Source organism: Pelagibacterium luteolum, assembly GCF_900100665.1.
GTDB classification, from domain to species: Bacteria; Pseudomonadota; Alphaproteobacteria; order Rhizobiales; family Devosiaceae; genus Pelagibacterium; species Pelagibacterium luteolum.
This window is the reverse complement of the sequence record NZ_FNCS01000020.1, coordinates 19,021-40,834: the sequence shown is the minus strand read 5'-3', so window position 1 is coordinate 40,834 and position 21,814 is coordinate 19,021. Positions and strand designations below refer to the sequence as shown.

Here is a 21,814-nt window from a genome sequence, read left to right as displayed (position 1 = left end):
CTATTATCGTTTGCCCCGACTGATCCCGCTCATCCTGGCGGTGGCGCTTTTCATGGAAAACATGGACGCTACCGTCATCGCCACGTCGCTGCCGGCGATTGCCGCGGATATCGGCACGACGCCGGTGGCGCTCAAGCTGGCCTTTACCGCCTATTTCGTGGCGCTCGCGATCTTCATCCCGATCAGCGCGTGGCTTGCCGACAAGTTCGGCGCCAAATCGGTGTTTCGCGCGGCGGTCGCGGTGTTCATCGTCGGGTCGATCGCGTGTGCGTTTTCAGGATCGCTGCAGGAGTTCGTTTTCGCCCGGTTCCTCAAGGGCATGGGCGGGGCGATGATGACGCCGCTCGCGCGCCTCATCCTGTTGCGCACGACCCCGAAAAATGACCTCGTTAACGCCATGGCGTGGCTCACTATCCCTGCGCTGATTGGGCCCACGCTGGGGCCACCGATCGGCGGGTTTCTGACCACGTTCCTCTCTTGGCACTGGATTTTCATCGTCAACGTGCCGATCGGGCTGGTGGGGCTGGTGCTGATCACCAAATACCTTCCGGAAGTGGAGCCGGCGCCCAGGCGACCGATGGATTTTCCCGGGTTCTTTCTGTCGGCCATCGCATTTTCAGGCATCACGTTCGGGTTTTCGCTGCTTTCGATGCCCATCCTGCCGCTGTGGGTGGCGATCGCCTCGACTGTCGCCGGGATTATCGCAGCGGCAATCTACGTTCCCTATGCCCTGAGGATCGAGCATCCATTGCTCGATCCAAGGCTGCTGCTCGAGCCGACCTATCGCGCTGCGGTGGTGGGCACGTCTATCCTTCTGATCGGGGCGGGCGCGACGCCATTTCTGTTGCCACTCATGCTGCAGGTGGGGTTTGGCTATTCCCCGTTCGAATCCGGGATGATCACCTTCGTGGGTGCGCTCGGATCGCTGGTCATGAAATTCGTGGCCAAGAGGCTATTTGCGCGCATCGGGTTTCGGACGGCGCTGGCGGCGGCGGCAGTTCTCTCGGCGATTTCACTTGCGGGCAAGGGTCTGTTCGTTGCCCAGACGCCGATCATCATCATGATGCTCGTGATCTTTTTCTCCGGGCTTGTCCGTTCGGTGTTTTTCACCGGCCAGAATGCGCTCGCCTTTGCCGATATCGACGACGCGCAGGCGGGACCAGCGACGGCGATCCACTCAGTGATGCGACCGATCGCGACGGCCTTTGCCGTGGCGCTGGCCGGCGCGGTGCTGGAGTTAAGCAGCCATTGGCGCGGCGAGCCATTGGGGACAGTCGACTTCCAGATCGCGTTTTTCGTGATCGCGGCAATCTCGTCGCTGGCCGCCCTGCCCTTCCTGCGGATGACCAAGGAAGCCGGCAGCGAGGTCTCGGGGCATTTGAGCGCCGAGCAACGCAAAGCTGCGATCGAAAAGACCGAAGAACAGGGCTACGAAGGGCGCTCGCCGCGGTTCTGACGCTTCCGTATCAATCCTGCCGCTGACCTTTAAAACCGCGCGCAACGAGATAAGTCTCGGCGGATTCGGCGCGGCTGGAGGGCGGCTTGGCGTGGAAGGTCGATGCGAAATTGCGCTTGAGCATCCCCAAAAGCTCGTGCTCGGTGCCGCCCTGGAACACCTTGGCGATGAACGTACCGCCGGGGGCCAGGACATCCAGGGCGAAATCGGCGGCGATTTCGACAAGGGCGATGATGCGCAGATGGTCGGTGGGCTTGTGGCCGGTCGTCGGGGCCGCCATGTCGGAGAGGACGATATCGGCCTTGTGCCCGCCCAACAGATCGAACAGCGCCTGGGGCGCGTCGTCCTCGGTAAAGTCCTTCTGAAGCAGGACGGCACCGGGCACGGGGTCCATTTCAAGATAGTCGATGCCGACGACGCTGGGGTTTTCCGGGTCGGACTTTACAGCCTTTACCGCAACCTGACACCAGCCGCCCGGCGCCGCACCAAGATCGACGACCCGCATGCCGGGTTTCAAGAGCTCGTATTTTTCATCAAGTTCGAGCAGCTTATAGGCCGAGCGCGCGCGCCAGCCCTCGGCGCGAGCACGCGCGACATAGGGGTCGTTGAGCTGACGTTGCAGCCACAGGGTCGATGAGGTCGTACGCTTGCGCGCGGTCTTCACGCGGGTCTTGAGGTCGCGATCGCCGCGGCGACCACTGCCCTTGCCTGTCGGCTTATTTGGCATTGCGGCCTCCCTGGCGCTTGCGGGCCGGGCGTCCGCGCATCCAGACGCGATCATCCGACATCAGTGAAATCAAAATGCCCTCGCGCAGGCCCCGATCGGCGACGCGAATGCGGGTACATGGCCACTCCCGGCGGATCGCCTCGAAAATGGCGCAACCAGGAATGACAAGATCGGCGCGTTCGCGGCCAATGCACGGATTGGCCATGCGCTTTTCATAGCTCATGGCAAGCAGGACGCGCATCGTCGCATCGACATCGGCCGCCTGCATCCAGAGGCCATCGACCTTGGAGCGTTCATAGCGTTCCAGCCCGAGGTAAAGACCGGCAAGCGTGGTAACCGTGCCGGACGTGCCCAGGAAGTGAACGGGATGGGCGCCAAGCATTTCGCGCAACTTGTCGCGCCCGCGAAAGTGGCGCAACTGGCTGCCGACATGGGCAACCATGGCCTCGAAAATCTCTGGCGTGACATCAACGCCGCCGAATTTTTCCGCGATGGAGACGACGCCGACCGGCAGGGACTGCCATGAGCGTATGGAGGCTGCGGTCTTGCCCTGATTGCGGGGGCGTCCGCCGCGAAAATCGAGCCAGGCGAGTTCGGATGAGCCGCCGCCGATATCGAAAAGGATTGCGCCCGGGGAGTCCGTTTCTATGAGATCGGCGCAGCCCGTAACCGCCAATTCGGCCTCGGTCTTGCGGTCGATCACCTCAAATTCGAGACCGATCTCACGCTTGACGCGCGCCAGGAAGGCAGCCGAATTATCGGCCGACCGGCAGGCTTCCGTCGCGATGATGCGCGCCTTAACGCCATCATGCTGGGCAAGTTTCGTGCTGCAGATCTTAAGCGCCTCGATGGTGCGGTCCATGGCTGCTGTCGAAAGTCGGCCGGTCTGGGACAGACCCTCGCCCAGCCTGACGATGCGCGAAAATCCATCGAGAACACGAAAGCCGGATTCGGTGGGGCGCGCTATCAACAGGCGGCAATTGTTGGTGCCGAGATCCAGCGCCGCGTAGGTCTGCGGGCGCCGCTTGCGCTGGCCATTGGGCTTTGGGGCTGACGTCCACCGTGACGGTCGCTTGCCGCCCGAGGACGGCTCGTCGCGATTTTGGCGCACAGGTTCAGGCGCGCGCGACGGCGCATGCCCTTCTGGCACAACGGCGGACCGATCGTGATCGGTCAACGTGAATACTCCGTACTGTCCGGTCGCCAAGGGCGACGGCGTGTGCCGTCAGCGGTCCTTGTGGATTTTGCGCCCGAGACAGATCAATTGCTGTTCACCGATCACGGTAGTCCATGATGGCGAGCAACGCAATCTTTGCGCAGATCTCGCTCTCGATCCGGGCCGGGCCAATTTCTTGCCACAAAATTCACGTTTATCGCCGGCTTCCGGGAGGGGGGCGGAAGACGGGCCCTCAATGCGTCTGGTTTTGTCCAGTCCAGCCGGTCTTCAGCCCAGTCATCGTCACCACCATCGGGTCTGTCCGGGCCCGATATTTTTGACCTGTTCTACACGGCCAGATCAACTGGCCCAAAACTCGAGGACAATCATTGTTGTTGCGTCTTGTCTTTGCTTGCCTTGTCGGCTTCCTGTCTCTGCCTCTATTTGCCCACCCGGCCCCAGCGCGCGATGCGCAAACCGTCATCAATGTGATGCTCAACGAATTGGGCGCACGCCGGCCATCGGGTTGCCCCGGCCGCTGGTGCGCCTGTTATCTCGACACCGTTTTGGCCCGCACCGGATTGGCACCCCATGGATCGAACATGGCGCGTGATTTTGCCGATTACGGCGCCAACGCACAGCCCGGCGAGATCGGGTCGATCATGGTGATGGCCAACCATGTGGGCGTCGTCGTCGGCGATTGCGGCAATGGCCAGGTGCAGATCGTTTCGGGCAATTACTCCAATTCCGTTGCCCTGGGCTGCTACAGCCCCAGCCGCGCCATCGCCTGGCGCGCGCCGGTCGTCCACTAAGGCGCTTGCGCTTATGACGCCAACGCCTGGGCGTAAAGCCGGTGCTCTATTTGCCGACTGCGCTCGGGAATAAAAAGAATGCAATTGCGGGCTTGAAATCACCCCCTTCTGCCGCTAAACAGGCGCCACTCGTCGCACCGACGCCGAGGCGGGCCATGCAGTGCTCGGCGGCAAGCCCGCAATTACTGGGGAATAGGTTAACGGTAGACCCACGGACTCTGACTGCAACAGTCCGCAAGCGTTTCCAAGCACTTAGCCTTTCGCAAAACGACTAACCCATCATCCCAAATCAATGACTTAGCGGCAAAACGTCTAACCTTTTTGGGCGGCGTTGTCGAAGGTATGGTCATGATGACCACACCCTACCGCTTCACCAGCCTCAACCCTTCCCGAATCTCTGTAACGACGAAATCAGCCTCAGCGGTGTAAGATCGATCGCAGTGCCGGAAGGTGATGAGCAGCCGCCCAGACACCCTATGAGCGTTCCAGTCGGGCACATCGGCATCGCATTTTGGGCATCGGATCACTTCACAGCAATCCTGATGCCCTGATAGATCAACCATAGAACGCCGCTGGTCAACCCGAGCACCACTGCCGCCCCGATCTTGCCCGTCGCCCCGTCAACGGCCTTCCTGAGCCTCCGCACGAAACGGAAATCCTCCTTGGCTTCGTCCTGGTGACTGGCGTCGTCAATGCGAAGCCCAGCATCGGCCATTTCCTCTTTGACGGCCTCTCGGACCACCATCTTGAGCTGCGCCAGTTGTATGGCCGAGAACGGCTCGTCGTCTTTGAGTGTCATAAGACCCCCGTCACGTTGAGGGGTGGGCAGGCAGGGCGAGGGTCAGCGGCGCGGGATGTGCGTCTGATTGTGTCCCGTCGCGGCGTTATTCATCGCAAGCGCCTCGGCGTCGGTGAAGGTGGGAAGCTTCGGTCGAAGCAACTTCTCAAGGCTGAAATCGTCCAGGCGGAAGTGCTTGATCGCATCGGGCACGCTGTCGAACACATAGTCCTTGGCGTCGGCCAGAAGCGAACCCATCAGGTTCGGATCGGTGACGTCTATCTTTCCACCACGTTCGATGAAGAGGTCGATGGCATAGAGCACGCCGTTCTGGAGCGCTGATTGCAGGGCCTCGCGGTGACGCGCCTCGACTTCCTTGCCCGTCCATTGATGGATGCGAGCAGCGATCCACGCCACGAATGGCAGAATGACGAACGGCACAAGCAGATGCTCGATGAGGGTGTTGATGAGGATTGGCGACATGGTGCTTTCCTTTCAGCGACCAAAGATGAAGTAGGAGACAGCGGCGAGGATCGCCGCGATAATGGCCAACGCTGCGCCAGCGGAGCCGTTGGGCTGCTCTGGAGTGATTGGCGAGGGTGCTGGGGCGGGCTTGGGCTTAGACGGCTGTGCGGGGCTTGCTACGCTCCAGCCCGCATGTGTCAGTGCCGCATGGAACTTGCGGTGATAGTCGGCTACGAGCTTGTCTGTGCCGTCCTGCCCGTTGACGATGCGCCGGGGGTTTGATGCAACAGCCGCGTCCAGTGCGCCGGGGAACGCATAGTCCGAGAGCTTGCGCCCGGTGAACATGCCATCCCTCATGCCGACCACGGCGATGGATGCGCCAATGTTGCGGTCCATGGCCAGATTTGGGTTCGCTACCAGATCGACGCCGATGGCCTTGCCCATCTTGCGATAGTTGTTCTCATGGGTGAGCATGATTGGCCCGCGACCGAACCACCCTTGCCGCCAATATGGGGTTTTGACCCATGGCAACTGACCGGCTGCGAAAGCGCGGTCGAGGCGGCGGATAACCTCCGCATCGGACGGGTTCTTGTCCTTGTGCGAGGGCATGACGGTTTCCTTGATCCCGAGCATGTTCTGCCCTGTCTCGTGGAAAACTTGTGCAAGGACATTGGCCATGTGGTGCCGGTCGGTCACGCCATAGCGTTTCCCGGCCTCCAGCAAGGCAATGGTGCCGTCCACCTGTGCCTGCGTCATGCGCCCTCCGAACACGGAAGCGCGCACCGCGTCGAAAAACGCGCTGTTCATGGATGTCACCTATGGTTGATTAGATCGGGGTGGGGTGTGGAAGTAGTCCTTCTCACGATCCCGCTTTTGTACTATTTACAGGACTGCCAATTTGGGAGTGGGTATGCAGAGACTGCCGGTAGACTTCGATCCTGAGATTTATTTGCGTCTCAATCCAGACGTTGCACGCGCAGGTGTTGACGCAACGAGCCATTGGCTCAATCACGGGCACCAAGAGGGGCGCCCGTATAAGTTCATCCCGGTTTCCGACGCAGACCTACAACGGTTGCGGGAAAGCAAGCTCTTCGACCCCGACTTCTATCTAGACTTTTACCCCGACATCGCGGAAGCAGGGCTTGACCCAGAGGAGCACTACCTTAGCCGTGGCGCCAAAGAAGGGCGCTGGGCAAGCTACATGTTCCGCACGGATTGGTATGCTGATCGGTATGCAGAAGCGAGAGCGGACAACCCGCTGTTCCATTTCCTCGATAAAGGTTCCGCCAAAGGGTTTCACCCAAACCCATACTTTGAAACGGACTTTTATCTGCGCGAATATGGCGATCACCTAAACGGGATGGAGCCACTTAAGCACTTCATCCTGCATGGTCATGAGGGCTTCGACCCATCCCCGAGGTTTTGTTCCAAAACCTATGTTGAACAGTACAAGACAGGGACTACAAACCCCCTCCTCCACTACCTAAGCGAAGGGGTTGGCAAGGGCTATGGGGTTAGCAGATCGCGACCAGGGCAGCCCCGCGAGCGCGTGGAATCTGCTTGGATCGACAGACTTATAGCTTCACAGCAGGCATACCACCGAAACGCTTTACTCGTTACCCACAGCGCAAACGGTAACATCAAGCCGCACGTTACCCGCCTCTCAACTGCCCTGAATGAGTCGGGATATGCCGTGCATCTCATCGTCGCGGCTGATGTACGGCACGTAGAAGTCCCATCAATGTTGCAGTTCGCTTGTAAGAACGTCTTCGTAAGGGAAAACGTAGGGTATGACTTCGCTGCTTGGGCGCATGTGGTCAAGACTCTTCCATGGCTGTTAGAAGGCGATGAGCTCCTGCTGACCAATGACAGCATTTGCGGGCCAGTACGCACAGACAACTTGCACAAGCTTACCCAGGAGATACGAACATCTTCCTGCGGGTTAGTAGGCTTAACCTCGAACTTTGAGTACGCTGAACATCTGCAAAGTTACTATCTTTCACTAAAGTCCGAAGCGCTCGCGTCCCCTGCGACGCGTGACTTTTTCCGTGAAATCGTAAATCTCCCGGAGAAAAGCCAGGTTATCCGAGAGTATGAGATCACTTTAGCCCCTCGGCTACGCAGCGCCGGGGTAAGCTGCGGCGCGATCTTCCCCGCTCATCGACACATGCGGAACCCAACGGTATGGGATTGGGATCGTCTGCTAGATGACGGCTTCCCGTTCGTAAAAATGGCTCTTATCTCTGGGGAGCAGAGCCATTGTTTTTCGGACAGAGTGATAGACCGCTTGTTTGAAGAGCGATTCCCGGTTCCGCTGGTCAAGCATGTCGAGACTAGCCTGCCACCAGTGCCCGACATGCGAATGCTGTTTTCCAAGTGGCCCGCGCCGAGCTAACCCGAAGAGAGCAGCACTCGCGTCAGTATATTTCTACCGAGAGAAATTCAAAGACCAATGTCATTTGTCGATGCCACTCCATTAGTCGGCGCGGGTCATCTGGTTAGCCGCACTTCTATCGTCTTGATCGTCTTCGGGGTGCGGCATTGTAACGGTGGCGTTTCGCAAACCGCGTTAAACGCTGGCACTTCTGCGCCTTGCAGCTGGATACGCTGCAAAAATTGCAACGTTGCCCTAGCTAGTTCTGGGGTCATGTCGCTATCAATCCGTGGGCTCTGAGTTTTGAGAGTAGGTCGTTCACCACGTCTCGTATATTGGCCGGGTCATCGGTGCAGTTATTGACAACCCCTTGCTGCGGCCCCAAAACCTTGGTTCCGTTCACTCTCAAGCCTCCTGAAGAATTTATGTCAAAGGTGGCCGCGTCTAGCCGCAATGTGCCCTCCCCGGCAGTGGAGGTGCCGCCGAAAGCTATTAACCTGGTATCGTAGTCGTTGTCGGTGCCGGATGTGTGAAAATCTATAGTGCTTGGATCAGCGACGAGCCTCGAACCCATCTCAATGCTGCCATTTGCACCACTGACCGAGAAAACGAGTGAATTGTTCTGTTTGGCTGAGAACGCGATGTCCGGACCAGCGCTCTGGAAGCCGAAGAACATGTTTTCTCTGGCTATATAGCCAGCAGTCGCTTTTGAGCCGGCCCCACCCAATGCTACCGCATCGTATATCCATGCGTATGGCTCCCCTGGAGTGAGTCCGTCCGTCATGGGCGTGGAAGTCTGGTTGATGAACCCAAGCTCCATGGTGCAGGCGACCCTTGCAGGGCTATTTTCTCTTAAGATTGTATTCCCGTTGAATGCCCAAATCTTGGTGAAAGAATTGAATATGGCGTCGGCGCCGTCAGGCGGTGTGGTGGGCTCTGTGACTGACCCTGTGACTTCAAACCAGCCATCTTCGACCTCGACCCATGAACCGTCCTCCGCCCATGTGCTTATAGCGCCGCTATAAACCGGACTGCTGATGGTATCGATGATCATGCCGCGGCGCAGTCGCTTTACAACGTCAGCGGAGAGTGGAGACACCGGAGTTATTCTGGTGGCGGTGTAGGAGGGGGCCTCGACCGTGACGAGCGCAGGGGGGCTCTCCGCCTGCGCAAAAATAGCGACCGCATCTCGCGTTGGATAAACACCCAACAGATTTACATCGTTCAGCCCCGTGATCTCAGGGTTGTCATCGAGTGAACCGCTGATCCTGGCAGCGGTGCCAACTGCTCCATAGACGATGCCGTAAGGCTGTGTTTTGTTCAGGACAGTGCCATCATGGCGGATCAAATGCCCATTGAGGAAATCTGCACCAATGACACGCGCGCCCGGCTCTAAAATCCAATAGATTTCCTTTCCGCCAACATCGATCAGTTCCGTCAGTTCGTAGACCCCTGGTGGGATACGGACATGAGCGATATCTGCAGCAGGGAAGCTTCGGCGCGGGCCTTCCACCTCATTCTGCGCAGGTGAAACTTTGGCCGCGATCGAGAAGGCGTCATTTGACGGCATAACGCCAGTAGGGTCCGCTCCAAATATCAGGACGGTGTAGGTTTCCCTGGATCGCACCCACGCACCGTGCGTTGCCGCAACGGCGTCAGCCTCAATGTAAGTGCCCTCGGCAGTGTCTGCCGCCACCTCATCGCTGTAGTCGCCAGTGCGCCAGATAAATTGCCCCTCACGGCCCCGTTCGGTAAGGTAAACGTGGGTAATCGTATCGGTATCTAGAGCCTTGAGCGTGGTTCGGTTGGGCGTGAACTCGTTGGGCACTGCCCCAAGTGCGGCATCGCGGGCTGCTTCGGCTCGATCGGCGTCGGTACCAGCGGAGAGGGCGCTATCACCCGCCTCACTCGCACTCTGCGCCGCGCTGGCTGCAGCCCCCGCATCAATAATTAGCCGATAGTCATTCCCGTCGCGCACGAACAGCACGACACCGGTCCATTCGCCTGCAGAGAGAGGATTGCCGGCGACGTTGAGGACAGGGCGCGGGGTCTCGCCGCCGACCGACAGCGTCATGGATCCGGTGTTGTCAGTGGCCACCAGCGCAAAAAACACACGCACGTCGTCAGGAGAGAGGCCCGGCTCTAAAGTGGCTGTTTGAGCGTTTGCCGTGCCGCCGAGGCTAACAATCTCTTCAATCCCATATGCTTTAGGAAATCCGAGCCCACGAACCCACGTATTGGCCGAGCGATAGTAATAACCATTGTTATCGGCGTCGGGATCATTGAGGACGACACCGCCAAAGGTTTCATCCGGCGGGGTAACCGCGTTGAGGTCTGGGAGGGTAAGCTTAGTGACCAGCCCCGGGGAATTTATCGTTACATCCGAACCCGTGGAAAAGAATATCTGAGCGAAGCCGATAGAGGATGCGCCCAACACAACGGGGTCATCTGTGGTAGCAATCCATTCAGAGGTCGCATAGGTCGTGCCAGACGTCACAACGATGCGCGTCCCCTTGCGGATATCACGATTGCTGGCGAAGTCCCGAGCCCGCCGCCATTCTCCTGTATCAACGACATAGATGCCGTTTTGCTTGGCATCGGTCTGCGCACGCACCAGCACGCGATCGCCACCGGCCAGCACAACGCCATCGACCGTCTGTAAATCGGACAGCGTAATGTTGGCCGAGGTCGCCACCCGGCACGGTCCCTTGATGGCGGTCGAGGACGACAGCCCGTCCAGGCGATCGATTTGCGTCATGCGATTTGCTCCAAAGAAAAAGGGCCACTCGCGAGAGCAGCCCTTGGGGGATCAATTAATGATGTGGTGGTTGGGCTATCCCAGCAGGACAAGCCCCGCGCCAGCCGCTACTGGAACGGCAACAAACGTCGCGACACCCCAGGCTATGCCATAGGCGTTCGATACGTGTTTGACGGCCCATAACGTCAGGCCGAAAATCACAAGCGTCGCCAGCAAGTCAGTCATCACAGATCCTCTAACTTGCAGGATTATGCCTCTAGTTTACGCCTTCGACAACTGCCGGAATGCCGACATACTCAACGAATGATCGAATGCCAGGAAGAGACGCAAACGGCGCCAGCCTGCGAATGGCGTTGATATCGCCTTCGGTGAGCCCGTCGCCGCTTGTCGTGTCCTTGATCGCGGCCACAGCACGCACCGCCGTATCAATGAAATCAGCCGTTGGCCCCGCGAAGCCTGCTGCCGTCGAGCGCATAATGTAGCGGCTCGACTTGCCGTCCTGATCCGAGCTCGGGAACAATGCCGAGAGCGCCCCATACGCACCGACGCCGAAAGCCTTTTCCACAGTATTGTTGACCTCGAAGGCCAAGGCGAAGATGCCTGATCGGTCGAGCCCTTCTGCGATCCATCGGCCCGGATTGTCGGATATATCATCCATGCGGTTCGATTCCACCGACTTGAGCCAGTAAATCATCATGCCGACAGTCGCGGCCATCATCGTGCCGGCGACAAATCCTGATGGCCGCTCCTGCAAGCCCCGCATCAGCATTCGCTGGTTACTGGCCAACGCAAAGCTCTTGAACTGCCCCACGAGCCGCCCCGTGGGCGTGTGCATGAATAGCGGCACATCACCAACACCGCGCGTCACAATCGTTGTGTCGACGTCCTTGTTGATTGCAGCGCGGTAGATGCGTCGCGCCTCGATGTCATCCCAGTCGTCAGTGCCGGCCACACGAATATCGCCGTCCTCTGTCGTGCCATGGCGCTGGAATTGACGCCCAATCCGCTCTGCCATGCCCGCATCAATCCCGAGATAGGCAAGATAAGCCCGCTCGCGCTTGCCCAGGCTGGCATAGTCGGTGGAACCGCGCAGGATGCGGCTCTGGGTCAGCACCGACGCAAAGCTCTTCTGAAAGTCGTTCCAGAACACAAGGCCGTTGAGTTTGGAGAACACTGCCGCGGTATTGTCCATAAACCGCTCAAAAGGCGACGAGGCGGAATAAGGGTCAGCGATGTCCGCCCAGGTCGCCAGCCTTGTGTTGAGCAGCCGTTCAGTGACAGCTCCGGCGGTCTTTGCCTCTTGCACCGACATCTTGAACCCCTTCAGGTTTCGGATCATCGGCACCAGCCCGTCATTCATCACCGGCCCCAGCCCGTGGACCATCACATGGCGCGAGACGTCGGACAGCGACGAGATGGTCACACCGCCCAGCGCCCGCAGATAGTTGAGTGTGCCAGCGACGCGCGCCACTCGAGCGTAGTTGCTGGCGTTCTCTTCGCGCTTGTATGTGCCCCGGATCAGGTCGCGCAGCGCGCGGATATCCTGCACGTCCGTTTTTTCCCGATTAGTCAGCTCACGGAGGCGCTTTTCGATCTGGGCGCGCGGCGTATTTTTGGGATTGCCAGCATCGTCAAGGTCAGCCTCAACGCGTTCGCGTGCCGTCGTGTACTCAGCCCGCACAGCATCGATCTGCTCTTTCATATCCGCCCGGCCAAATGTCCGCGTCAGCTCGACATCAGCCGCCATCACACGGGCATAGCGCCGGGCCACCTTCTCCACGTCACTCTCAAGAAAGTCCTCAATCATGCGGTCAGGAATGTTGAACGTCCGCTCTTTCAGCGGCCCGCGCGTCGCAGCCACGATATCGCGCGGGATTTCCCCGTCCGCATTGCGACCCAACAGCGTGTCATAGATGTTGTTGACGATCTCGTTGACGTAGTCTTGCCGGTCGGCATCCGAGACGAAATCAGGAAGCTCCTGGCGCATCTTGGGCAGCATCGGCTGCAGCTTCTCAACTTTGGCCTCCAGCCGATTGATGGCAGGATCGAACCGTGTCAGCTCGTCTGTCTTCAGACGCAATTCGCGGGCCAAATCATCGTTGAGGCGCCCGCGCTGCTCGACACGCTTTAGCGCTTGGACACGGCGCGCCACAGCGCTCTGCCTGATCCGCTGTTTGCCCAGGTCACGTTTGGCAGTCGCATAGTCGAGGATGATGCCGACATTCGGCGAAGCGCGCGCGATATCCTGGTACTGCAGGATTTCCTCATTGAGCGCCTGCATCTGGGTTTCGGCCTCGATCATGGCCTCTTCCCGCACAATGCGCTCATTGACCAGCGGATCGGTCGCAGTGTCGAACTTTTGAAGCTCAGCCTCAAGCCGATCGACACGGGCAATCATGTCGTCATATTGGCGATTTGCCGCGGTGATGGTGCGCAGATAGTCCCGCACCTCCTTGACCGACGCATTGCGACCCAGCCCGACCTGATCCAACCACGAATCGGCATAGTCGACCAGCGCATCAACGTTCTGATCCATCATCCGTTGGTCTTCCGTGCGCAGCGGAGTGCCGCCAATTTCGGCGCGAATTGCTTCCATGATGTCATTGGGCGCGAGATAGCCGTTCTCGATCGGGTTGAGGTTCTGTGTCAAAATCTCGTCTTCCCCCCAGACCAGATTATCGACATCGCTTCGTCCGCCAGCCTTGCGGAATAGCCCAGGATGCGACTGGGGAGTGACGCCCAGCGCCCGAAGATCCGCATCAAGTGGCGTACCCACCCGAACCCCGCCACGGTCGCGCAGCAGGCTTAGAACGGGGAAGCGTTCGCGATAGCTGCGATTGGCGCCAGAGCGCCGCGCCTGGCGCGCTTCCCGCACGGCAGTGATGGCGTCCTGAGTGTCACCGGCATTGCGCAGGATGCGCAGCAGCTCAGGCGGCGGGGCCTCTTCACGAGCCTGCATAAGCGACAGCTCTGTTTCTTCAAGATTGCGAACCATCCCGGCCCGGCGCGCTTCTCGCGCTTCAAGGTTTTGCGTCGACGTCTCGAACCGCTGCCGAGCCGCCGAGAATTGATCCGCTGCCGTTTCAGCCTCAACAATCCTGTTGCCGATTGTGATCTCTTCCGACTTGAACTGCAGCGAGGAAATCACCTCATCGGCCCAGTTTCGCACAATGCCTTTGAAGCGCTGCTCTTGCGCAATCATCATCGGCACATTGTAAACCCGGCTGAAATACGATTCCGCTGTCGAGACCGACACATCGGCCGGCAGCAGCCCCGCCTCGATCGCCTGCTCTTTCAGCGGATTGAACACATCGCGCCGCCACGCTTCCGCTGCCTTGGACACGCGGGGATCCGCCGCGGTATCAGATCGCCGCATAGCTTGGCCCACTGCCCGATTGAAATCGGACTGGCTCATGGTCCCGCCATTCTGCCGGAACTCGCGATAGATATTTTGGTGTTGCTCGATCGCACGCGCCACATGGCCTTGCGTGTATTCCTTGACCAGTGTTTCGACGCCCGGTGCCGAGGCTTGCCCTTCCATGTTCTTGCGCATGTAGATCGGGTTTTCATACAGGCGAGTGGCAATGTTGCGCACCTCAACGGACGGGCTTTGCAGCGTCCGCAAGACAGGATTGAGCCCGCCAAACGCCTGCCCCGTGAACTGGGCAGCACGCCCGGCAATGGTCAGGTCTTCGAGTGTGTCGACGGTTCGCGCCGCAGCGCCAGCATCACTGGCCGTCTCGTTGCTGGCCAGTCGTCGCTGCAATTCGCCCTGCAGCGCATCCTCATTGGCGCGCTGTGGGTCGACGCCATCAAAGGGCTGGCGCAGATCAGCATCAGCCGCCGCTGAAAACCGCGCCCAATCCATGCGCGAAACCGCTGCAGAGATGCCACCGCCGAGCGCGCCGCCCAGGATCACAGACCCGCCGATGTTCAAGGCGCTTTCCGTGGCCGTGCGCGTCTCCTGAGTGGACTGGAGCGCAAGTTCCGCTGTAGTGGCCCCAACGCCCGCCCACGTCGCTGTAGAGACCGCTGTGCGTGCCGCGGCCTGCCCAGCCCTTACCCCGCGATAGATGTTGCCACCGGGCAGAAGTATCTCGGGCGAGAACACGCCAGCACCTATTGAAGCCAGAAGACCCCATCCGCCCGCAGCATCGATCGTGCGACGGTCAGCATTCTCCCTGTCGATCTGGGCTTTCAGCGCATCGGCCTGCGCCCGGTTGAAGACGTTTGCAAAGCGCGCACTGTATGGCTCATATGGCGTGCCTGAAATCGAGCCCCACCAATCAAAGTCAGGATCGACCGGCCCGCCCGCAGATTGCCGCGACAACATCGACACAAGAGGGTTTTCCATCCGGAACGCGGCGCCGATCAAAGCACCCGGTCCAACGTCCACCTCTTCCGAGGGCGGCCGCAGGTCAATCCCCGTCATGTCGTTGGGATTGCTGATCCGAGTTTGAGGGCGATCAACCAGGGCCATTAGTTGCGCCCCTGCTGATTAAACCAGTCAATCGGCTGTCCCGGCACAAAGTTCTCCTGCTCTTGCATCAGTCTTTCGGCCATATCGTTGGGAATGAAATAATCGCTGCTCTCTTCGACAGGACCATTGCCCCGCACTTCGCTGGCCTGCCCGCCGAGGGCATTCATCTGCTCGACCAGCGCTGCATCAGCGGCCTCGGCCCGCGCCTGCGCCTCTTCCAACGGCATGCCGCTCTGAACGTCTTGGCGCCACTGAACCATCACCCGGGCGCGTTCGCCTTCAAGCTGGTTTCGCTGGCTCTGGAGTGTCTGGAGCTGCTGGACCTCATCGCCCAGCGTGAACATTTGCGGCGCCATGTTCCAGACCCCGTCAGGCGTCTGGTAGTAGAGGTTATATCGCGGCACCATGCCTGCCGAGACGTCCTGCGCCGTTTCTGTCGTTCCCACCAGCATGGCATTCTGAGATGTCGCTTCGATTGATCGCGCATCACGCATGACGATATCGCGCAGATAGTCATGACTGCCGGCAACGGATGGAAAGAAATTCTCGGGGGGGAATTTCATCAGTGCGGCATTGCCCGAAACGCTGCTCACCCCATAGGTCCGCCGCATCTCCTGGATGGCCAGTTGCTTGGTCACAGCGATATCACCGTTCGCCTGCAGATAGGCGTCCTCGGCAAAGGACATATAGTCCGCCAAGACTGCCTCTTGCTGTTCGATCGTCACGCCTGTGGACACAGCGCCGAACCCGAGGAACCCGGCCCCGAACTCTTGCACGATATCTTGCGGGCCAAGCGACTTGCGATCCTCAGTCCAGCGCGCCTGCAAAACCTCGACACGCTGCTGCTGCGCCGGGTCATTCATCCGCATGTATTGCTGCGCCGCCTGTTCGGCAGTGAAGCCACGACCGTTGACTAGAGCGTTGTACATGTCGGCAGCGTCGCGCACTTCCCTGCCGTGCTCCACAGCCATTAGCCCTTGCGGGGCGGTATCGGTCAGCATCGCAGCAGTCTGCAGCGCACGCGTTACCGCAGCCGTATCTGTGCCCGTAAGCCCCTGCCGCACGTCCGCAATGGCCTGAGACGGCACGACGCCAGTGTCAGCGATAAGCTGGGTTGTGGCCGCTTCTCGTTGCTCTGCCGGCACAGCCGTTTGCAACTCATCGAAGACATCATCAACCAACCGCCGGTTGTCCGAGTTGAAGGGGTTGAGCCCGGCACTTTGCCCTGCCTGCCAGCTCGCCAGAAAATTCTGCGCATCGCTTACGCGCCCGACCTCAGTGCGCAGCGTATTCAACAGCGTTGCTTTATCGCTGTCGGTCAGCATCGCATCGTTGAGGATCTGCTGTTCGGACACGATGTCCCGCGTCCGGATGCCAAGCTCAATGCTGCCCTTGTGTGCCGCATATTCCGATTGCGCACGAGCCTGTGCCGCAGACGCCTGCTGCGACTGGCGCGACGCGGCCATCTGGTCAATGGCGATCCGCTGCGTTGGCGGCAAGCGCTGATACCATTCCGGATTGCCTTCGCCCCGAATGATCGCAGCCTCTTTTAGCCGGCGTTCCCGATTGACGCCGCCATTGTCGTTTTGGAGCGAGGCCACAGCATCTGCAATCGCCACGGGATCACCACCGCGCACCGCGTCCCGAATCCGGGGAGGGATTTCGCCATAGTTGTAGGTAACCGATGTCAGCGCAGCGCGCGTCTGGGGCGGCAATGCTGCCCAGGCGTCCACGCCGACATTGCGCACCGCGACTTGCTCAAATTCCCGAATGCGCCGGGCCAGATCGCGCTCCGCATCTTCCCGCGTCACCATCATTCCAGGCTGCACCCGAACCACAGAGCCATCGGCCCGCGTAATCGTGTCCGAGCCATAGCCAATGCGATAGGCGTTCACGTCCCAATAAGGGCTTGTCTGGAACCCTTCAAACGACCGCAGGATTGCCGCCGTATCACCTTGGGGCAGCGGGCCGGTAAATTCCCCGGAATCGACAGCGTTCTGCCCCAGAGCATAGTCGCCTTGCTGCAGGAAGGTTTCGCGCCACTCTTGAGCCGTTCCGGGCGCCAGTAGTCCCGTCTGCTCATTGACCGCAATTGCCCCTTCGATGTCGAGGCGTGCGCGTTCGCGCTCTTCTTCTGGCCGGCTGGGGTCGGTCAGGATATTGTAGTTCGTTTCGATCGCCTGCCCGAGATCGACCACTTGCTGCTCTTGCACGCGGGCAAAGGAACGATCCCCGATGCGATCCACAAAGCCAGTGGCGTGCGCCTGCTTGTCCAGCAGCCACAACTGGCGCGCTTCCGGGTCGGAAATCAGGTTTGCCGAGCTTGAGAGTAGCTCTTGCGTCGACTGCTGCGCTCGCTGCCCCCAGGTCGAATAATTCCCATCCTGATTGAAGCCGTTTTCGATGCCGATCAGGCCGCTATTGTACTGGGCATCGGCCTTGCTAAGCTCGAGCGCAAGGGCCTTCTGCCGCTCCTGCTCCCCGAATGCGACCGCCACCGCCCCGGCTTGACGCAATCCGCTGCCAAAATCGGCCAGCCCGCGCCCTTCCGCCGTCGTGTCTTGGCGCGCAATGGAACGCCCCGTCCGCAATGAGCCCGGCCCGGAGATTTCCGCCGCTGTTGGAATACGCGCCATCTAAAATGCCCCCGCCAAGGAAGAGAAACCACTGCTCAAGCCCGAGAACATCGTGCCCATTGCGCTCAGTTCGGAACCACGGCGCTGAGAGCGCCCTGTGCGGCGCGTAGCCTCAGCTTGAGTGAACATGCCAGCACGGCGGCTTTCCCCGCCGAACAGCGCCGCCTGCGCCCCGTATTCAGCCCTTGAGGCGATGTCGCCCATGATACGCATGATCGTCGGAGCATCTGCACCAGCGCCGCCACCCGACGCCGCAGCGCGGGCCTGTGCGGCTGAGTTTGCAAGCCGCCCCTCGCGACGACGTTCAAGTGCATCGCGCTGAGAGGCGGCAAACTCTTCCTTGCTGTTGTCTTCAAGCTGCGCAGCCTCGAAATAGGCGTCTTCTTCCGCAGCTTTTCCAGCTTCGCGCTGCCCACGCGCTTGCGCCATCGTGCCAACAATTTGAAGGCCGGCACCGGCAACCCCGGCTATGCCTGCGATGACTGGGAGTGGTGCCATAGCCAGATTTCCTCGCCTTGTTCCATACCGTGGAAGGTGAACCCGAGCCGCGACAGAAGGCGTTCGGAGGTTTCATGCTGCCGATCGCGCGGCGTGTAGATTTCGGTCTCACCAAGCTGGACGGCTTTGACCAGCATTCGCTTGGCCCAGCGCCACACGACGATAGCGCTGGGCTCTTCGAGAACGGACAGGAAAAGCCAACAGCGCCCGCCGCCCCACGCGAGACCGCCCCAGCCAAACATGCGATTGTCGCGGATCCCTACATAACCAGCGATCGGCATATCGACGTCATAGCCGGTCAGTTCGGCCAACTGCGCCCGGCTCACCGCCACGACGCGAATGTCAGACAGTTTCGATCCCCAGGCGCATCGCCAGAAACTTGGCCGTAAAGGGCGAATTGACCTCAACGCACACGCGGCTATCCAGGTCAAAGCCATCGTCAACCGGAAACGGCTGCTCATCCCGCACATCATTGAGCACGATCGCCTGCGCTGCCGCGCCACTCTCATCGAGCGAGGGCATGTCATCGAGCGCGTCGAAGTCCGAACCGAACTTCACACCGGAGCGAACAAAATCCGTCATAAGCAGGCCCGTATCGACCAGCCGCTTGCGCTTCATGGTCGGGCTATACCCCTCAACGCCACTGCCCAAACGCCCCGATTTATACCGACCGCGATAGGGAAGACCCAGAACCGTCTGGGTGTTCTCGTAGCCCGCCGGCAGAGACACATTCCCGCCCGTCACGACAAACTCGCGCCGCGATCCGTCACCGTTGACGATCGGACCGCCTGCAGCCCAGGCGACAACAGTTTCACCTTCAAGATGATCAAGGCCGCTGATCAGCGTCCCTGTGGGCGTCAACACAGCGAAGCTGTCCATTGTCTTGCAAAGCGTGGAAGGCTTGACCTCACTGTCGAGCGCCATTTTCTCAAAATAGCGAACGGTCTCTCCATCGACCTCGCGACGGATCGATGCATAGACGCGATCCTGCACAGTACTCTGCTGCACTGTGACCGATTCCACGGCGCCCGTTGTCTCGACCAGAAAAAAGCCCAGCACCTCATTGTCGGGATCATAGAGAACGCAGGCCAGATTGCCGTCTTCCAGTGCCGCCCATACGCGCGGATCAGGCGAACGCTGTACGGCGAGCTCAACAATCCCCGCGGAAAAAATGCTTTTGGTCAGCTTCGAGATGTCGTTTACCGCGTAGCCCGCGCCAGTCCAGCGAACGAGGAATATGCCGCGCCGCGTCGCATCGACAAACAGACCCTCATTACCGATTTGGACGGCCCCTATCGGGGCGCAGCCGATAGACCCTTTCAAAACCTTGATGGTCAGACTGTCCGGGGTCAGAATTTCGCCCTGAGACGACGCCCTGGCGCTGACAACCGATGTGCCCGTGCCAATGACGAGCTCTTCAAGCGAGAGCATCCACTGCGCCTCATTCGAGCCGCTGGTTGCAATCGCGCGGTTGATCGGCCCGGCCTCGCCCTCGAAACTGTCGTCAAAGCTATCGAACGCGTCCGAAATCGAACCCCACAGCTTATCGCGGCCGGACCAAAACAGACGCCCTTCATGGAGCGATACCGCAGTGGGCCACCCTGAGACGAATGGCCAGTCCGAGACCTCCCATTCGCTTGTTTCGTAGTCGCCATCCTCGAGGCGCCGGATAGCCACGTCAGCAGTCAACTGCGTGGTTGGGTTGACGGTCTCGATTTCAAAGACGTTGATTGCCTGGTCGCCGGCATATTCCATCCCGACAAGGGCCACTCCGCTGGTATAGTCGCCCGGCTCAAACCCGACGCGGTACCAAACGATGGCATTGTCGTCGTCATCGTCGTTCGTAAAGCTTGCATTGGCCGTGATATCGATCGTTGAGCCCGGCGCCTCACGCCGGAACGGACGGTAGCCAAAGTCTGGGCCGTCAAAGCTGCGAAACGTCTTGAGTGTGCCTGACCATGTGCCGGTAATCGAGACGCTAAATTCCCGATCGTTGTAGTCAGTCGCATTGACGCCGGTCACCCGAATGGGATCGGTATAGACGCCACCCGCAGCAAGGCGTTGCGAAAACTCTTTGCGCTCCGAGAATGTGCGAATGAGCCCGCCGACATCACTCACTTGCATCCATGCCGTGGACGTCTGCAGCCCATTGGTGCCCATAAAGTCGGTGACAGTGCCTTCAAACGGCTTGCCAGAGGCGAAGGGGCCATCAAACGCCTGATACTTGGTGACGGACCACGAGGTCTGCCCGCGCCGCTCTATGCGTCTCTGCTGGTGCCCGGGGCATGCCGCGAAGATGACATCGAGGCTAGGATCAAGCCGTAGGCGGCTCAAATCGTCCACGGTCCAGGGGGTCGGAATTTCCACGACGCCAGCGGCCTCGATCTGGATCGAGTCGACAAAGGCGCGGTCAAGCACCTGGTCGGTGCTGAACTCCACCCAGAAATTGCCGGAGCCAACCGGCGTAAAGGCCACAGAGTGGACGCCAGTCCCCAAAACGGTTGGCCCAAAGTAATTTGACGATCCAGCCCCACCCCCCACCTTGAACGTGACCGGCCCGCGCGTCACAACAATGCGCAGGGCGTGCTCAACACCGGGATTGCTGCCCGTAACCTCGCGGCGGCAATACCCGGTTCGCCCCTTGCCGACAGCGGCGATCTGCAGCATGCCACCGCCGATCAAGACGGATGGGCTTGCCGATGTGACCCAGCCCGTTCCCGAGCTGAAATCACCGTTTGTCACCGTCGCAGAGACCGCTGTGCGGGTCAGCAATTCGTCTTCCACCCAGACGCGCATCGTCTCGTCGGTGAATTCAAGGATCGCCCGTTCTTCGTCCGACCGGTAGTAGGCCCAGATGCGTCCGCGATCGTTGTCCTTGACCGGAGCCAGATACTCAAATCCAGGCCGCATAAACATTTCGCCTGTCACGGCCCCGAGCAGATTGGTTTGCACCTCAGCGCCGATCTGGACCCGCAGCAAGTCCTGCCGGTGCAGCTTTTCCTTGTCGATAACGCCGACATTAAACTGCTGGTTAACGGTCTCCATCTTGGCCATTAGCGTTGGCTCCCGTGGCGCCCGTAACGCGCTCTGGCCCAACGCCCAGCCGGACGGCGGGCAACAGGCTGCTCGATGGCGTCACTCACCTTCGCCTCGCTCAGAAGCCGCTTGTGCAGCCCCCATACGTCGTTGCGCGTGCCCTTGTCGCCAGTGACCGGCAGGCCAGACTTGAAAGCGAGATAGGCTTGATGGGCCAGAGCAAATGCCGGGGGCCACTTCCCGAGGTCCATCCCATATTCAGCGTCGTATGAGACATAGCGCAGGAATGCCTCGCTATAATCGCAAAACCAGTAGCCGTTTTCGTTCTGATACCGCTCCATTTCCTGATCGGCAAAGCCGGTCGCAGAGAGCGTCACAATCCGCACGAAGTCGTCAGGGATTTTGATCGCGTAACGATATCCACTGACCGGCTCGACATCATCGTCAAAAGCCATTTCCGACGATCGAATGGCGAAATTCCACAGCCCCTTTGAGAGCATGTATTCATTCGCCTCATCCCATGCCGCATCCAGTTCGCGGCGGGATTTCTCATTGACCGAAAGATTGGCAATGCGGGTCTGCCCCAGCATTTGCAGAGCGCCATTGTACTGGCGCAGACGATCCGTTGCCATGCTCAG

16 protein-coding genes are annotated in these 21,814 nt (G+C 59.8%); 3 read left to right on the top strand and 13 right to left on the bottom strand.

The genetic code is table 11. The features are described 5' to 3' along the window. Nucleotides 1-10: 10 nt before the first annotated feature. Complete coding sequence (locus BLR31_RS18650) at nt 11-1,456, top strand: MDR family MFS transporter (protein WP_090599021.1); 1,446 nt, start codon at nt 11-13, stop codon at nt 1,454-1,456. Nucleotides 1,457-1,466: 10 nt separating this feature from the next. On the opposite strand, the gene BLR31_RS18645 is transcribed toward BLR31_RS18650, so the two are convergent. Then, a complete protein-coding gene (locus BLR31_RS18645; protein WP_090599058.1) occupies nt 1,467-2,183 on the bottom strand; it encodes an RlmE family RNA methyltransferase in 717 nt (238 codons plus the stop codon). Next, the gene (locus BLR31_RS18640) at nt 2,173-3,360 is read right to left on the bottom strand and encodes a Ppx/GppA phosphatase family protein (protein ID WP_090599017.1); all 1,188 of its coding nucleotides are present in this window, start codon (nt 3,358-3,360) and stop codon (nt 2,173-2,175) included. Before BLR31_RS18640 ends, BLR31_RS18645 begins: the two co-directional genes overlap by 11 nt. A 371-nt stretch (nt 3,361-3,731) precedes the next feature. On the opposite strand from BLR31_RS18640, the gene BLR31_RS18635 reads away from it, so the two are divergent. After that, nucleotides 3,732-4,151, top strand: coding sequence for a C40 family peptidase (locus tag BLR31_RS18635; RefSeq protein WP_176762761.1), 420 nt, complete (start codon nt 3,732-3,734; stop codon nt 4,149-4,151). Between the two features lie 523 nt (nt 4,152-4,674). Here the strand turns inward: BLR31_RS18635 and BLR31_RS18630 are convergent. Genes BLR31_RS18630 through BLR31_RS18620 form a run of 3 tightly spaced genes read right to left on the bottom strand, consistent with a single transcriptional unit; the run spans nt 4,675 to nt 6,201 of the window. After that, nucleotides 4,675-4,950: a hypothetical protein gene (locus BLR31_RS18630; protein ID WP_090592562.1), complete on the bottom strand. Its 276-nt coding sequence runs from the start codon at nt 4,948-4,950 to the stop codon at nt 4,675-4,677. A gap of 42 nt (nt 4,951-4,992) precedes the next feature. Beyond that, the gene (locus BLR31_RS18625) at nt 4,993-5,412 is read right to left on the bottom strand and encodes a hypothetical protein (RefSeq protein ID WP_090599009.1); all 420 of its coding nucleotides are present in this window, start codon (nt 5,410-5,412) and stop codon (nt 4,993-4,995) included. Between the two features lie 12 nt (nt 5,413-5,424). Continuing rightward, entirely contained in the window at nt 5,425-6,201 is a 777-nt protein-coding gene (locus tag BLR31_RS18620) for a glycoside hydrolase family 19 protein (protein WP_090599006.1), read from the bottom strand. Between the two features lie 103 nt (nt 6,202-6,304). Between BLR31_RS18620 and BLR31_RS18615 the strand changes: the two genes are divergently transcribed. Continuing rightward, entirely contained in the window at nt 6,305-7,789 is a 1,485-nt protein-coding gene (locus BLR31_RS18615; protein ID WP_090599001.1) for a rhamnan synthesis F family protein, read from the top strand. A gap of 250 nt (nt 7,790-8,039) precedes the next feature. Here BLR31_RS18615 and BLR31_RS18610 read toward each other — a convergent pair whose 3' ends face one another. The 8 genes from BLR31_RS18610 to BLR31_RS18580 form a co-directional block, all read right to left on the bottom strand. Then, complete coding sequence (locus tag BLR31_RS18610) at nt 8,040-10,526, bottom strand: hypothetical protein (RefSeq protein WP_090598998.1); 2,487 nt, start codon at nt 10,524-10,526, stop codon at nt 8,040-8,042. A 75-nt stretch (nt 10,527-10,601) separates the two neighbouring features. Next, nucleotides 10,602-10,751 carry a hypothetical protein gene (locus tag BLR31_RS21815; RefSeq protein ID WP_176762760.1) on the bottom strand — a complete coding sequence of 50 codons (150 nt, stop codon included), beginning with the start codon at nt 10,749-10,751 and terminating at the stop codon, nt 10,602-10,604. A 31-nt stretch (nt 10,752-10,782) separates the two neighbouring features. Further along, nucleotides 10,783-15,006 (bottom strand): coiled-coil domain-containing protein, encoded by a 4,224-nt coding sequence (locus BLR31_RS22120; RefSeq protein WP_090598994.1) that lies wholly within the window; start codon nt 15,004-15,006, stop codon nt 10,783-10,785. Next, the gene (locus BLR31_RS18600) at nt 15,006-17,642 is read right to left on the bottom strand and encodes a lysozyme (protein ID WP_090598991.1); all 2,637 of its coding nucleotides are present in this window, start codon (nt 17,640-17,642) and stop codon (nt 15,006-15,008) included. Before BLR31_RS18600 ends, BLR31_RS22120 begins: the two co-directional genes overlap by 1 nt. Beyond that, nucleotides 17,643-18,140: a virion core protein, T7 gp14 family gene (locus BLR31_RS18595; RefSeq protein ID WP_143009438.1), complete on the bottom strand. Its 498-nt coding sequence runs from the start codon at nt 18,138-18,140 to the stop codon at nt 17,643-17,645. Then, nucleotides 18,110-18,472 (bottom strand): hypothetical protein, encoded by a 363-nt coding sequence (locus tag BLR31_RS18590; RefSeq protein ID WP_090598983.1) that lies wholly within the window; start codon nt 18,470-18,472, stop codon nt 18,110-18,112. The genes BLR31_RS18595 and BLR31_RS18590 overlap by 31 nt, the downstream gene beginning before the upstream one ends. 10 nt (nt 18,473-18,482) lie before the next feature. Further along, nucleotides 18,483-21,194 (bottom strand): phage tail protein, encoded by a 2,712-nt coding sequence (locus BLR31_RS18585; RefSeq protein WP_090598979.1) that lies wholly within the window; start codon nt 21,192-21,194, stop codon nt 18,483-18,485. Then, the gene (locus BLR31_RS18580; RefSeq protein ID WP_143009437.1) at nt 21,194-21,808 is read right to left on the bottom strand and encodes a phage connector family protein; all 615 of its coding nucleotides are present in this window, start codon (nt 21,806-21,808) and stop codon (nt 21,194-21,196) included. Before BLR31_RS18580 ends, BLR31_RS18585 begins: the two co-directional genes overlap by 1 nt. Nucleotides 21,809-21,814 lie beyond the last annotated feature (6 nt).